Source organism: Pseudomonas sp. XP1 (genome assembly GCF_053557675.1).
Genome location: NZ_JBNRIJ010000059.1, coordinates 1,262 through 15,555, shown reverse-complemented (window position 1 = coordinate 15,555; position 14,294 = coordinate 1,262). Strand labels below are relative to the sequence as shown.

General features: G+C 62.6%; 12 protein-coding genes. 5 read left to right on the top strand and 7 right to left on the bottom strand.

The genetic code is table 11. The annotated features are described in order from the left end of the window. Positions 1-60 precede the first annotated feature (60 nt). The gene (locus ACK1U9_RS25210) at positions 61-354 is read left to right on the top strand and encodes a hypothetical protein (RefSeq protein ID WP_449110263.1); all 294 of its coding nucleotides are present in this window, start codon (positions 61-63) and stop codon (positions 352-354) included. Here ACK1U9_RS25210 and ACK1U9_RS25205 read toward each other — a convergent pair. Further along, on the bottom strand, positions 261-521 hold the full coding sequence (locus ACK1U9_RS25205; RefSeq protein ID WP_046617164.1) for a DUF2798 domain-containing protein: 261 nt from the start codon (positions 519-521) through the stop codon (positions 261-263). The two genes, ACK1U9_RS25210 and ACK1U9_RS25205, sit on opposite strands and share 94 nt — an antisense overlap. A gap of 113 nt (positions 522-634) precedes the next feature. Here ACK1U9_RS25205 and ACK1U9_RS25200 point away from each other — a divergent pair, with 113 nt between their 5' ends. After that, positions 635-1,564: a LysR family transcriptional regulator gene (locus ACK1U9_RS25200; RefSeq protein ID WP_449110262.1), complete on the top strand. Its 930-nt coding sequence runs from the start codon at positions 635-637 to the stop codon at positions 1,562-1,564. Positions 1,565-1,608: 44 nt separating this feature from the next. On the opposite strand, the gene ACK1U9_RS25195 is transcribed toward ACK1U9_RS25200, so the two are convergent. The 3 genes from ACK1U9_RS25195 to ACK1U9_RS25185 all read right to left on the bottom strand — a co-directional run bounded on the left by ACK1U9_RS25195 (position 1,609) and on the right by ACK1U9_RS25185 (position 3,993). Continuing rightward, the gene (locus ACK1U9_RS25195; RefSeq protein ID WP_322493230.1) at positions 1,609-2,889 is read right to left on the bottom strand and encodes an OmpP1/FadL family transporter; all 1,281 of its coding nucleotides are present in this window, start codon (positions 2,887-2,889) and stop codon (positions 1,609-1,611) included. Positions 2,890-3,036: 147 nt separating this feature from the next. Beyond that, positions 3,037-3,519, bottom strand: coding sequence for a hypothetical protein (locus tag ACK1U9_RS25190; RefSeq protein WP_449110261.1), 483 nt, complete (start codon positions 3,517-3,519; stop codon positions 3,037-3,039). Between the two features lie 249 nt (positions 3,520-3,768). After that, positions 3,769-3,993 carry a hypothetical protein gene (locus ACK1U9_RS25185; protein WP_003257337.1) on the bottom strand — a complete coding sequence of 75 codons (225 nt, stop codon included), beginning with the start codon at positions 3,991-3,993 and terminating at the stop codon, positions 3,769-3,771. A 952-nt stretch (positions 3,994-4,945) separates the two neighbouring features. On the opposite strand from ACK1U9_RS25185, the gene ACK1U9_RS25180 reads away from it, so the two are divergent. Further along, the gene (locus tag ACK1U9_RS25180; RefSeq protein WP_046617173.1) at positions 4,946-5,365 is read left to right on the top strand and encodes a tetratricopeptide repeat protein; all 420 of its coding nucleotides are present in this window, start codon (positions 4,946-4,948) and stop codon (positions 5,363-5,365) included. 231 nt (positions 5,366-5,596) lie between these two features. Beyond that, entirely contained in the window at positions 5,597-6,970 is a 1,374-nt protein-coding gene (gene rmuC, locus ACK1U9_RS25175; protein ID WP_161797643.1) for a DNA recombination protein RmuC, read from the top strand. On the opposite strand, the gene ACK1U9_RS25170 is transcribed toward rmuC, so the two are convergent. After that, positions 6,942-10,418 carry a hybrid sensor histidine kinase/response regulator gene (locus ACK1U9_RS25170; RefSeq protein ID WP_046617168.1) on the bottom strand — a complete coding sequence of 1,159 codons (3,477 nt, stop codon included), beginning with the start codon at positions 10,416-10,418 and terminating at the stop codon, positions 6,942-6,944. The genes rmuC and ACK1U9_RS25170 overlap by 29 nt on opposite strands. A gap of 169 nt (positions 10,419-10,587) precedes the next feature. Beyond that, positions 10,588-11,766, bottom strand: a complete 1,179-nt coding sequence (locus ACK1U9_RS25165) for an MFS transporter (protein WP_046617169.1) — start codon at positions 11,764-11,766, stop codon at positions 10,588-10,590. A 258-nt stretch (positions 11,767-12,024) separates the two neighbouring features. Here ACK1U9_RS25165 and ACK1U9_RS25160 point away from each other — a divergent pair, with 258 nt between their 5' ends. Further along, a complete protein-coding gene (locus ACK1U9_RS25160) occupies positions 12,025-13,902 on the top strand; it encodes an MFS transporter (RefSeq protein ID WP_046617170.1) in 1,878 nt (625 codons plus the stop codon). A gap of 7 nt (positions 13,903-13,909) precedes the next feature. Here the strand turns inward: ACK1U9_RS25160 and sugE are convergent, their stop codons facing one another. Beyond that, a complete protein-coding gene (gene sugE, locus ACK1U9_RS25155) occupies positions 13,910-14,227 on the bottom strand; it encodes a quaternary ammonium compound efflux SMR transporter SugE (RefSeq protein WP_046617171.1) in 318 nt (105 codons plus the stop codon). Positions 14,228-14,294 lie beyond the last annotated feature (67 nt).

The window sequence follows — 14,294 nt, the reverse complement described above, 5'->3', positions numbered from 1 at the left end:
GCTCCCGGGAGTACGCGCTGCAGGCCCCATCCATGGGGCCTCAGCGCTTGACGGGCATCCATGCCCGTCACCTCCCTCCGCAAGCCCTCTGCTCGGCCTCCTGAAGTCGCGAAGATCAAGATCAAGATCAAGATCAAGATCAAGATCAAGATCAAGAGCAAGAGCAAGAGCAAGAGCAAGAGCAAGAGCAAGAGCAAGAGCAAGAGCAAGAGCAAGAGCAAGAGCAAGAGCAGGGGACTTGCCTGGGTTTCAGGTTACTCTCACTTTGAATGCACCGTAATCGTCACCAACCGCACCACCACCGGCCTGACCATCAACACACAAACGAACGCCACAGGCATCGCCAACTGGTAAGCCTTCAGCACGTTGCCAAGGTATTCAGGGTTGATCCCCCCATTCGCTGCCGTGATCACGAAACACATCAATAGCGCCATGATGGAGGACATGTAGAAGGCAAAAACATAGGGCGTGGCGCCCGGGTGCAATTTGCGTCGGCTGCGCGTCTGGGACAGGTTGCTCATGCGAACTCCTGAAAGGTAAGTAGAGGCGCAGGTTAGCAACGCATCCGGTAGCAACTGTAGACCAGCCGCATTGAGTTCTTTATAAAGAGATTCTTACGAATCCAGGGCTCAGCATGGATCTGCTCAACGCCATTCGCAGCTTCATCAAGGTGGTCGAAGCCGGCAGCATCGCCGCTGGGGCCCGCAATCTGGGCCTGAGCCCGGCCGCGGTCAGCCAGAACCTGGCGCGACTGGAAGGCCACTTGCAGGTTCGCCTGCTCAGCCGCACCACCCGCAGTATGGCGCTGACACCCGCTGGCACCCAGTATTACGAACGCGTCAGGCACATCGAGCGCGACCTGGCCTTGGCCGAACAGGCCGTCACCACCCCCGACAGTGAGCCCCAAGGGCGGCTGTGCATTGCTTCGACGTCCGCCTTCGGTCGTCACGTGCTGGCGCCATTGATACCCGCGTTCAGTGCCCGCTACCCACTGCTTTCGATAGAGTTGATAACGACTGATCGCCGGGTCAACCACGCCCGGGAGGATGTGGACGTGAGCCTGCGCATTGCTCCGCAACTCGAAGACCAATTGTTGGCCCGGCATATCGCCCGTATCCCGTTCATTTGCTGTGCCTCGCCCGGTTACCTGCAAAGCGCCGGCGTGCCGGCCACGCCCGAGGCCTTGCGTGAGCACCGCTGCCTGGTGTTCCGCTACCCGGTGGATGGGCGCTTCCTGCGTTGGGGGTTCATGCGCGACGGGCTGCGGTTCGAGGCAGAGTTCGGCAACGTATTGATCAGCGACGACATAGACGCCCTGACCCAGATGGCACTGCACGATGGCGGCATCACCCGCCTGGCCGAGTTCATCGTACGGCCGCATTTGGCCACCGGGGCGCTGGTGCCGTTGTTCGAATACAGCGATAGCGGCCAGGCCTATGCCCAGACCGAACCGATGGATATCTACCTTTGCTTGGCCGACCGCTTCGCCATGACCGCAAAAGTGCGTATGTTCATGGACTACCTGCGCGAATGCCTGGGTGACAGCTGGCAGGTGCAGGCATGAAAAAAAACCGCCACGAGGGCGGTTTTTCATGTAACGCGTACTGATCAGAAGCGGTAGGTAAGGGATGCACCGATACCGTGAGCGCTATTCTCGTACTTGGCTTGGTAGTTGCCTTTCAAGGCACCTTCCGTCAGCGTGTCCGGTTGATTGTTGACCTTGGTGTCCTCTTCCCACAGGTAGGAGTAGGCAACATCGATGGTCATGTCATCGTTCGGGCTCCAGCCTGCACCAAAGCTGACCGCTTTACGGTCGCCGGTAGGAATGCGCGGCGAGCGATCGTGGTTGTTGGTGGGCGACTGGTCGACGGAGAAGCCTGCACGCAGGGTCCACTCCTTGTTCACCTTGTAGGCAGCACCAATGGCGTGTGCCCAGGTGTCATGCCAGTTCTGCTCTTCCGTGATGGTCTGCAGTGGGTAGCCCGCCGGTGCTTCGTTCTTTACAACGATGCTCTCCAGACGGCTCCAGCGAGTCCACGTGCTGCCCGCATACAGGGTCCAGTGGTCATCCAGTTCATGGGTGACCGAGAAGTCCACCGATTCTGGCGTCTTGATTTTCAGGCTGGCGTCAAACTTGCCGTTCAGGCCTAGGGCCGCAATCGGGTAGGAAACACGGGTATCGCCTTCAAGCTTGTAGTCGACCATCGAGTGGTAGGTCAGGCCCAGGCGGGTACGATCTGTGGCTTGTACGAGAACGCCGATGTTGTAACCGATCGCGGTGTCGTCGCCCTTGATCTTGACTTCGCCATCCGGGCCGTTGGGGCCCAGCAGGGCCTTGCTGCCCAGGTTCGAGCCCAGTTCACCCTTGATACGGTTGATGGTTGGGCCAAAACCGATCGACACCTTGTCGTTGAAGGCATAGCTGATGGTTGGCTGGAAGGTCACAACCTCGACCTTGCTCTTCTTGCCCCAATAGCGTGCCGCGTCATCGCTACCGTAGTCGGTGATCAGGCCGTATGGCACGTAAACACCGAAACCGACGCTCCAATGATCATCGATCGGTTTGACGTAGTAACCCATGGGCACGCCCACGACCGGGACCATGTCGCCATCGGTTTCCCCCCCGAAATTGCTACCAGGACCCGAAATATCAGTTTTGGCAATCACGGCCGCACCACCCACGGTGACCTGTTCGCGCTTCAGGCGCGACATGCCTGCAGGGTTGCCATACACAGTGCTGGCATCTTCGGCAGAAGACGAACGTCCCGCAAAACCGGTTCCCATACCACTGATGCTTTGCTCGTTCAGCGCGAAACCTGCGGCAAGCAGTTGGCTGGAAGCAAGAGCGACGGCAATGCCGAGGGAGGTTTTGAGCATTACTTTTTTCATTATTAGAAAACTCCTTGGGATCTCCGGGTCGAAAAGCTACCAACAAATCACGCGCCGCGCTATAGCCTCGATCGCAGGAGATAGAGCGGTTTTGTAGGACAATCAGACCAAAATTCCCTTTTTTCCGGGTGCGTTGTAGGACGCGTCCTAAGATGCCTGCGGCAATCTCTGATCTATGCAGGTATGCCAGGCGTGGGTGAAGTCGCGCAGGCGACCTTGGGGGTTGAAAATCTGCCGCCAGATCCGCGCCAGTGCGAGAAGGTCATCGGCGGCAGGCAGCGGCGTGGCCTGCTCTTCAACGAGCATCCAGGCAATTGCGGTGGAATAGCGCAGGTTTACGGTGAGTTCCAGGTGCGGGCCGCCCAGGAAGGCATGCTGGCTGGCCAAGCCGCGGACCAGGCTTGCCAAGTCGGGGTCACGGGCAAGGTAGTCGTCCCAGATCGCCTGGTGACGGTGTTCGCCGATACGGTACAGGCCATGCCCACGACGGTCGTGCAAGGCCGCCCCCAGGGCCGACTGGCTGGCGGCGATGCCCAGCAACAAGGCTTCGGCGCTGGCGCAGTGGCGGTTCAGGTAGACCAGGGTAGGTCGGATCACATACTGACACAATTCATTCGCCGCGATACCCATGATGCCCTCGAGCAGTTAAGGGCCGGACGGGCGCTGGAGCTTGGCAGCTGGTAAGTGATCAGGCCCGCCGGAAGCGGCAAGCACCGCTCGAGTTGAAGTGTAGTGTGATAATCGTGGTGTAAAGGGCTGTTTTTAAATCGATTGCTGCCTGACGTACCGGGCTATATGCCTTAAGGCAATTACGCCACGAACGTTCAGGCAGGCTTGCGATGGGATGATTCAGCGCTTGAATACCGCAGTATTCGCCGCTCACGCGGTGAGCGACTGGCGGGTTCGGGCGATGACCGCCTGCAGCGGTTCACTGCGGCTGTACTGTTCAGGGTACAGGCGCTCGGTGTGGCAAGCGACGCCGTGTTCGTCTACCAGGGTGAAGCTGAAGCTGCCCTTGCGTGGGGCAACGATGAGGCACTTCAACGGCGAGAAGGCCTGGGAGAGGGTGCCAATGGCAGCCTGAATCTGATGATGAGTTTGCATATTGTTGGATGTTCCTGCTTTAAACACGGGGGTTATGATCCGTGCATGATAGAAACGTTCCAGTGACGCCTTTATTAAGGGACGAACGAACCTGACTGGAACAGGGCAGCCAGAGGGAGCGCATTCAAAGGTGGGCGCATGGGCTGACTGGTAGGTACTTCGGAAGGCAGGCAGCACGCCGGGGCCAAGGTTCTAGGCCGTCGGTATGGGATCCTGATCAATCTGTCACGTGATTCGTGCTTGAGCAGCGCGTGGCTTGCGAGTGAATCATCGAATGGGCCGGTCCTGGTTTCAGCAGCGCCACCCTTGGGAGGAGCGGTTCTGCAAGGACGCTTCAGGCCAGAATTGACTTTCAGCTTGGTACTAACGAGACGCACCTTAGCGGAAATACCGGTGCTTGGCAAGCATTTCATGTTTGTTCAGCTGAGCCGGGCAGTATGGCGCGTATTTGCCCTGCTGGGAAGAGGGAGCAAAAGGCCCGCATCCAGACTGATGTACCGATTTCGTGCACTCAAATGAAGGTTTATGGTGCACTTGTTCACATTCGGAGCATTGCTTGCAACTGCCTCGCAGCACGCTGCGGCAGCCTCGCCAATGCCTTGACTGGGCGGTTAAGTCAATGAAAAAAAACACTATTTTTAGCTGGTGAAAAAATCGTCAGTTTGAGCGAAAGCCCCAGTTCATAGGGGTTTGCGGGGGATGGGAGGGGGTTGTCCACCGAGTTATCCACAGGAACTGTGGATTGTCCCCGGCGCTTGCTCTAGGACGGGCGTGCCAGCACTACATTGTACTGTCCGACAATCGACGTGCTCCGAAAGATCTGTTGGTCATCCTCTTGAAAACGTCAAGAAAAGATCATTGAAAATTTTTTCAATCCTCCGGAAATAGAAAGGCCAAGGCGCAAGAAAAAGGGTAGAGTGGCGCGCCTTTCGAGTTGCCAAACCTGTTGCTCATGAAGTTTCGCGGTAAACCCCTCGCCAGCCCCGCTGCATCAATGCCTGCGCCTCCCCCCAAACGGTTCTCCCTCAAAGTGGCTTTGTGGCTGCTCGATAACCCGCGCCTGGGTGACAAGCCGCAGGTCAAGCACCTTGCCGGGCGCCTGTTGAAACAGCCGGCGCGTCAGGGCGTGGTCGTGGCGCAAAGCCGCCTGGGGCAGATGTTGTGCCGCGATTGCGGCAATGCCCGTGACCGGCGTATTGGCCATGAACTGCTGCGCCAGGCCGCCCGTGCTGGTGACCGGCGTGCGCAGCTGGAGTTTGCGCGGCTGTGCCAGCACAGCGAGCCGGAGCAGGCTCGGTACTGGCTGGAGCTGGCGGCGGGACAGGGGTCGCAGGAAGCGCGGCGGCTTTTGAGACAGTGGTTCCATGCCTGAGGTGTATTGCCAGCAGTGGCTTCTTCGCGGGTTTACCCGCGAAAAGGCCGGAGCAGGCAACACACCGCTCAGGCTGATAAGCTGCGATGCATTCATCGAGGATCATTCGGGGTAAGCATGACAGTGGATCTGGCCAGCATTCTGCTGGGCTTGGTGGCAGGTGCAGTACCTTGCCTGGGTTGGGTCATGCAGGTGCAGCGCCGCCAGGGCGCGCGGCAAGGCGAGCAGGCCTTGCTCGAAGAGCGCCTCAATGCTGCCCAACTGGCCCTGGCCGGCCTGCAGGCGCAACTGGACGCGAGCCGCGACGAGGTCAGCGACCTCAGCGAAGCCAACACCGTCAAGCAGACCCAGCTGGCCGCCCTGGGCCGTGAGCTGGAACTGCTGCAGATCGACCGCGACAACGCCCGTGACGCCGCCCACGCCTGGAACCTCGAGCGTGCCAACCGCGAAGCCGAACTGCGCCGCCTGGAGGCCCAGACCGCACGCCTGGACGCCGAACTGCGCGAGCAGCAGGAAAGCCACCAACAGCGTCTGGAAGACCTGCAGGAAGCCCGCGACACACTGCGCGCTCAATTCGCCGACATGGCTACCAAGATTTTCGACGAGCGCGAGCAGCGCTTCGCCCAGACCAGCCAGCAGCACCTCGGCCAGTTGCTCGACCCGCTCAAGGAGCGCATCCAGGCCTTCGAAAAACGTGTGGAGGAAAGCTACCAGCAGGAAGCCCGCGAGCGCTTCTCGCTGGGCAAGGAGCTGGAGCGCCTGCAGCAACTCAACCTGCGCCTGTCCGACGAAGCTACCAACCTGACCCAGGCGCTGAAGGGCCAGAAAACCCAGGGCAACTGGGGGGAGCTGATCCTGGAGCGGGTACTGGAGCATGCCGGCCTGGAAAAGGGCCGCGAATACCAGACCCAGGTCAGCCTCAAGAGCGCCGATGGCGAGCGCTTCCAGCCTGATGTGCTGATCATGCTGCCCGGCGACAAGCAGGTAGTGGTGGATGCCAAGGTCAGCCTCACCGCCTACCAGCAGTTCGTCGCCGGCAACGACGAGGCCGCGCTCAAGCAGCATGTGCAGTCACTGCGCAGCCACGTCAAAGGCCTGTCGAGCAAGGACTACAACCGCCTCGAGGGCCTGCACAGCCTGGATTTCGTGCTGCTGTTCGTGCCGATCGAGGCCGCCTTCTCGGCAGCCCTGCAGGCGGAGCCGAACCTGTTCCAGGAAGCCTTCGACCGGCAGATAGTGATCGTCAGCCCGACCACCTTGCTAGCCACCTTGCGGGTGATCGACAGCCTGTGGAAGCAGGAACGTCAGGGCCAGAACGCCCGCGAGATCGCCGAGCGCGCCGGCTGGCTGTACGACAAGTTCGTGCTGTTCATCCAGGATCTGGACGAGTTGGGCAGCCGCCTGCAGCAGGTGGACAAGGCCTATGCCGCCGCGCGCAACAAGCTGTGTGAAGGGCGCGGCAACCTGGTCAGCCGCAGCGAACAGCTGAAGCTGCTGGGCGCCCGCGCCAGCAAGAGCCTGCCGGCCGACCTGCTGGAGCGGGCGCTTTCCGACGAGGCGTTGCCGGACGAAGCGCTTACTGAACCAGGCTCAGATGGCGATTGAGCATGGCGCGCAGGGCCGCCGGCTTGACCGGCTTGGCCAGGTAGTCCAGGCCAGAGGCATGCACCATGGCGATGGTTTCCTTGCTGCCGTCGGCACTGATTACCACGCCCGGCACCGGCTCACCCAGGCGCGCGCGTAGCCAGCCCATCAGCCCTGTACCGGTCTCGCCGTCGTCCAGGTGGTAGTCCACCAGTGCAAGGTGCGGGCGCATGCCCTTGGTCAGCAGGGCTTCGCATTCGGCACGGTTGCGCGCGGTCCACACCTGGCAACCCCAGCGGCTGAGCAGGCTGTTCATGCCGATCAGGATGCTGTCTTCGTTGTCCACGCATAGCACCTGCAGCCCGGCAAGTGGCTGGCCGACCTGTTCCACCGGGGCGGTGGGCGCCGTGGCGGCCTGCCGGGCAATCGGTACGCTGACGCGGAACACCGTGCCCTTGCCCGGCCATGAGCGCACCTCCAGCTTGTGCCCCAGTACACGGCACAGGCCGTCGGCGATCGCCAGGCCCAGGCCCAGACCCTTCTCGGCGCGGGTCTGGTGGCTGTCCAGGCGCTTGAACTCCTGGAAGATCACCTGCAGCTTGTCGTCGGCGATGCCCGGGCCACGGTCCCACACCTCAAGCCACAACTGTTCACCCTGGCGCCGTGCGCCCAGCAGGATCGGGCTCTTGCCATAGCGCAGGGCGTTGGTCAGGAAGTTCTGCAGCACCCGGCGCAGCAGTTTCATGTCGCTGTCCACCCGCAGGCGGCTGCCGCGCAGGCGGAACTCAAGGCCCTTCTCGGCGGCCAGCACCTTGAATTCGGCGCCCAGGGTGTCGAACAGTTCGTTGAGGGCAAATGGCTTGGTATCCGGGGTGATCTTGCCGTTTTCCAGGCGCGAGATATCCAGCAGGTCGCTGATCAGCTCTTCAGCCGAGCGCAGCGAGCTGTCCATGTGCTGCACCAGTTGCCGGGCCTCTTCATTCATGCCCTCGGCCTGCTGCGACAAGGCAGCGGAGAACAGCCGGGCGGCGTTCAGCGGCTGCATCAGGTCATGGCTTACCGCAGCCAGGAAACGGGTCTTGGACTGGCTCACCGCTTCGGCACGGCTCTTGGCTTCGGACAACGCCTGGTTTAGCTGCGACAGCTCTTGAGTGCGTTCCGCCACCCGTTGTTCCAAGCTTTCGTTGGCATCGCGCAGGGCCTGCTCGGCCTCGCGGAACGGGGTGATGTCGGTGAAGCTCATGACGAAACCGCCGCCCGGCATCGGGTTGCCGATCAGTTCGATCACCCGGCCATTGGGGAACAAGCGCTCGGAAGAGTGCGCACGGCCCTGGCGCATCCAGTGCAGGCGCCGCGCCACATGCACCTGCGCCTCGCCCGGGCCGCACAGGCCACGCTCGGCGTTGTAGCGGATGATGTCGGCGATCGGCCGGCCCACGCTGATCAGCCCGTCGGGGTAGTTGAACAGTTCCAGGTAACGGCGGTTCCAGGCCACCAGGTGCAGGTTCTGGTCGACCACGCTGATGCCCTGGTTGATGTTCTCGATGGCCCCTTGCAGCAGGGCGCGGTTGAACTGCAGCACCTCGCTGGCTTCGTCGGCAATACGCACCACGTCTTCCAGCTGCATGTCGCGGCCTTCGATGGCGGCCTTGACCACGGCGCGGGTCGACGAGGTGCCGAGCACGCCGGCCAGCAGGCGTTCGGTGTGTTCGATCCAGTCGCCATCGGCGTTCTGGTTGGGGTTGAAGCCCTTGCCCTGGCGGTAGGCGAAGCGGATGAAGCTCTGCCGGGCGCGTTCTTCGCCGACAAAGCGCGAGGCCAGGGTCAGCAGGTCGTCGATCTGCACCGCCAGCAGCGGCTTGCTGCTGGGCCTGGCGCTGGTCTGCTGGCCGATGAAGCGGCCTGCCTGCCAATGCTCGGACACCCGCGTGCGCGACAGCACCGAAACCCAGGCGAACAGGGTGAAGTTGCCCGCCAGCGACAGCACCACGCCCTGGGTAAGCGGGCTGATCGGCAGGTTCAGCGGGTTGCCGTGCAGCCACGCCAACCCTGGGAACAGCTGCAGCGACCAGCCCACGCTGTGCGCGGCAATCGGCAGCACCAAGGTGTAGAACCACAGGAAAATACCTGCGGCCAGGCCGGCGAACACACCGCGGCGGTTGGCCTGTTTCCAGTACAGTGCACCGAGCATGGCCGGGGTCAGCTGGGTCACGGCGGCAAAGGCGATCTGGCCGATGGTCGCCAGGCTGGCGGTGGAGCCCAGCAGACGATAGCTGACATACGCCAGCAGCAGGATCACCACGATGGTCACCCGGCGTACCGAGAGCATCCAGTGGCGGAACGCCTCGAACGGCCGCTCGGCGTTGGTACGGCGCAGCAGCCAGGGCAGCAGCATGTCGTTGGAAACCATGGTCGACAGCGCCACGGCCTCGACGATGACCATGCCGGTGGCCGCCGAGGCTCCACCGATGAATGCCAGCAGGGCCAGGCTCGGGTGTGCCTCGGCCAGCGGCAGGCTGATGACGAACGAATCGGAGATTACCGTGCCCGGCAGCAGCATCTGCCCGGCCAGCGCGATCGGCACCACGAACAGCGCGGCGAGCGCCAGGTACATCGGGAATACCCAGCGTGCCAGGCGCATGTCCTGGGGTTCGATGTTTTCCACCACGGTGACGTGGAATTGCCGTGGCAGGCAGATGATCGCCATCATCGCCACGGCGGTCTGCACCACCATCGACGGCCAGTTGATGGTTTCCTGCCAATAGTCCTGCAGGTGGATCGACTGGCGGGCCTGGCTGAACAGGTCGTCGAAGCCGTCATACAGGTTGAAGACGATGAAGATGCCTACGGCGAGGAAGGCCAGCAGCTTGATCAGCGATTCGAAGGCAATCGCCAGGACCATGCCACGGTGGTGTTCGGTCACGTCCAGGCTACGGGTACCGAAGACGATGGCGAACAGTGCCAGTACCAGCGACACCACCAGCGCGGTGTCCTGCACGCGGGTGCCGGTAGCGTCGGCATTGGCGCCGATCAGCAGGTTAACGCCCAGCACGATCCCCTTGAGCTGCAAAGCGATGTACGGCAGCACACCGATCAGGCAGATCAGCGCCACGACCACTGCCAGGGACTGTGACTTGCCGTAGCGCGCGGCGATGAAGTCGGCGATCGAGGTGATGTTCTGCTGCTTGCTGATCAGCACCATCTTCTGCAGCACCCAGGGCGCGAAGATCAGCAGCAGCACCGGGCCAAGGTAGATCGGCAGGAATGCCCAGAGCTGTTCGGCGGCCTGGCCGACCGCGCCGAAGAAGGTCCAGCTGGTGCAGTACACGGCCAGCGACAGGCTGTACACCCAGGCACGCAGCTTCGGCGGCAACGGCGTGCTGCGGCGGTCGCCGTAGAAGGCGATGGCGAACATGATGGCCATATAGGCCAGGGCGACCACGGCGATCAGCCCGCTGGACAACGACATGAATACTCCGAAGCAAAAAGATAACGCGGTCCCGATCAATCAGTCTGGCACGCAGGTGCCGCTTCGTCAGCGCAGACGATGGTCGCAGTGGCAGGTGGTCGCAGGGTTCTCTTTAACCTGTGCCGGCCCTTTCGCGGGTGAACCCGCGAAGAGGCCAGCAGAGCAGACATCATCCTTTGCGGGTACCCAGCCAATAAAACACCCCCGCCAGTATCACCGACAACACCAGCAGGTAGAAGATCGCCCCTGGCCACAGATGCACCAGGGCAAACCCCACCATCACCGGCCCCAGCGCCGCGCCGAGGTTGGACAGGTTCTGCGCACCGTAATACACCCCACGCAAGTGCTCCGGCGCGATCAGGTCGATGAACATGTACTCGGCCGGGATCACGATGATCTCGCCCAGGGTGAACACCAGCATCGCCAGGCACCACGCCAGCGCCGAACCGGCCAGGGCAAAGCCCAGCAGCCCGGCGATGAACAGGCCCATGCCGGCCAGCAGCCAGGGGATCAGGCGCTGGCGGCTGATGCGGCGACCGATCAGGTACTGCAGGGCAATCACCGTCACTGCGTTGGTGGTCACCAGGTAACCGATCAGGCGCGCCGCCTCGGCCGGGCTGCTGGTCACCACCAGGTACTGCGACAGGTAGGCGGTGAACTGGCCGAATACCACCGCGCTCAGCACCCCGCCCAGGGTGAAGCATACCAGCCGCCGGTCACGGGCCAGCCCCAGCGCCACCTGGCCAAAGCCGGCCCCGGGCTTGTCCGGCGCATTGGCTTGCAGGCTGCGGTCACCCAGGCGCCAGTAGGCCAGGCACATAGCCAGGCCGAGCAGGGCGGAGGCGATGAACGGCATATGGTCGTTCAGCTCCAGCATGGCCACGCCCAGCAGCGGGCCGGCGGCGTAGCCGACGTTGCTGAGGGTGTACTTGATGGCGAACACCTCGGCCCGTTCCTCCACCGGCAGCAAGGCGCAGAAGCCCGCCTTGGCGGCGATGTCGACCACTGCCAGGGCCAGGTTGATCAGTACCAGGCAGAGAAAGAACAGCAGCGCCGAATTGCTGACGACCGCGCCGATGAAGGCCGCGGCAAACAGCAGGGTGCTGGCGCTGACCAGCGTGTGGTTGCGCAAGGTATCCACCAGGTGGCCGCCATACAGGCTCAGCAGCGAGGCGATGATCAGCGCACCACCGATCAGCAGGCCGATCTGGCTGATTGGCAGCTGGAAGTTGTCGGCCAGGTACACCACCAGGTAGGGCAGGGTAAGGGCGCGGGCGACGGTAAGGGTGAAGGTGGTGGTGAGCAGCAGGCGTACGGTGTGCGGGTAGCGTTTTATGGCGGCGAGCATGACCACATCCTTGTTGTTCTGTTTTGCCGGGCGCCAGCATATGCCAACAGAGGCTTGCTGCGCAGGCCTTTCGCGGGCACGCCCGCTCCCACAGGTGCGGCGGTGTGCTATCCCTGTGGGAGCGGGCGTGCCCGCGAAAGAGCCGGTACAGTCCTGCAAACTCCTTGAGCGCTTGCCAGCCAGCGCATTTCCCATGCAGATTTGTGGCTTGTCGCGCCCGGCGCGCCTCCAATTGAAAAGCCCTCAGGACCAAGGACGATGAGTCACTCCTCGCAATTCACCTTGCTCGGCAAGCGGCGTTTCCTGCCGTTTTTCATCACCCAGTCGCTGGGTGCCTTCAACGACAACCTGTTCAAGCAGTCGCTGATCCTGGCGATCCTGTTCAAGCTCAGCCTGGGCGAGGGTGACCGTTCGATCTGGGTCAACCTGTGCGCCCTGCTGTTCATCCTGCCGTTCTTCCTGTTCTCTGCGCTCGGCGGGCAGTTTGGCGAGAAGTTCGCCAAGGATGCGCTGATCCGGGCCATCAAGCTGGCCGAGATCGCGATCATGGCAGTAGGCGCGCTCGGCTTCATCACCAACCACCTGGCGCTGATGCTGGTGGCGCTGTTCGGCATGGGGACCCACTCGGCGCTGTTCGGCCCGGTGAAGTACTCGATCCTGCCGCAGGCACTGCGCGAGGAAGAACTGGTCGGCGGCAACGGGCTGGTGGAAACCGGTACCTTCCTGGCCATCCTTGCCGGCACCATCGGTGCCGGGGTGATGATGTCGGCCGACAGCTATGCCACCGTGGTGGCCGGTGGCGTGGTCGGCACCGCCGTGCTCGGCTACCTGGCCAGCCGCTGGATCCCGCGGGCCGCTGCCGCTTCGCCGCAAATGTCGCTGGACTGGAACATCTTCAGGCAGTCGTGGGCGATCCTGCGCATGGGCCTTGGGCAGCCGCCGGCGGTGTCGCGCTCGATCGTCGGCAACTCGTGGTTCTGGTTCGTCGGTGCCATCTACCTCACGCAGATCCCTGCCTATGCCAAGGACTGGCTGCACGGTGATGGCACCGTGGTGACCCTGGTGCTGACCCTGTTCTCTGTGGGGATCGCCCTGGGTTCGCTGCTGTGCGAGCGCCTGAGTGGGCGCAAGGTGGAAATCGGCCTGGTGCCGTTCGGCTCGTTCGGGCTGAGCCTGTTCGGCCTGCTTTGGTGGTGGCACTCCGGCGATGTGCCGGCTGCGGCGGCACCGCATGACTGGCTGGCGCTGTTGGGCATGGGCCAGGCCTGGTGGATCCTTCTGTCGATCGTCGGCCTTGGAGTGTTCGGCGGCTTCTACATCGTTCCGCTGTACGCACTCATCCAGGCCCGCACCGCCGAAGACCAGCGCGCCCGGGTGATCGCTGCCAACAACATCCTCAACGCCCTGTTCATGGTGGTGTCGGCAGTGCTCACCATCATCCTGCTGGGCCTGGCCGAGCTGACCATCCCGCAACTGTTCCTGGTGGTGTCGCTGCTCAACATCGCGGTCAACGCCTATATCTTCAGGATTGTGCCCGAGTTCACCATGCGCTTCCTGATCTGGCTGCTCAGCCATTCGATGTACCGGGTTCAGCACCGCGACCTCGAACGCATCCCCGACGAAGGCGCGGCGCTGCTGGTGTGCAACCACGTGTCGTTTGTCGATGCGCTGCTGCTGGGCGGGGCGATCCGCCGGCCGATCCGCTTCGTCATGTACTACAAGATCTACAACCTGCCGGTACTCAACTTCGTGTTCCGCACCGCAGGCGCCATCCCGATTGCCGGGCGCAACGAAGACCTGGCCATCTACGAACGTGCTTTCGCGCGTATTGCCGAGTACCTGGCCGATGGCGAGCTGGTATGCATCTTCCCTGAAGGCAAGCTGACCGGGGATGGCGAGATCGATGTGTTCAAGGGCGGCGTCAACCGCATCCTCGAAGAAACCCCGGTGCCGGTCATTCCGTTGGCCTTACAGGGTTTGTGGGGCAGCTTCTTCAGTCGTGACCCGGCCAAGGGCTTTTTCAAACGCCTGTGGTCGCGGGTGACCATCGTGGCAGGCGCCGCCATCCCGGTGGAGGCGGCGCAGCCAGAAGCCTTGCGTGAGCAGGTCAGCCGCCTGCGCGGCAACCTGCGCTAAGGGGAGGTTAGCTGGCGCTGACTTTCAGGCCGACCAGGCCGGTAACGATCAGCGCCACGCTGACCAGGCGTACCAGGGCCATGGACTCGCCGAACAGGATGATGCCGGCGATCACCGTGCCGACAGCGCCAACACCGGTCCAGATGGCATAGGCGGTACCCAGCGGCAACTCTTTCATGGCCAGGCCCAGCAGGCCCAGGCTGATGGCCATGGCGGCGACGGTGAGGACGGTGGGCAGTGGCTTGCTGAAGCCATCGGTGTATTTCAGGCCGACGGCCCAGCCGACCTCGAACAGGCCGGCGAAGAACAGGATGACCCAGGACATTGTGTATCTCCATCGTTGTGAATGATGGGGCCGTCCCCGGAATGGTCACGCGGTGCGTCGTGAGGTC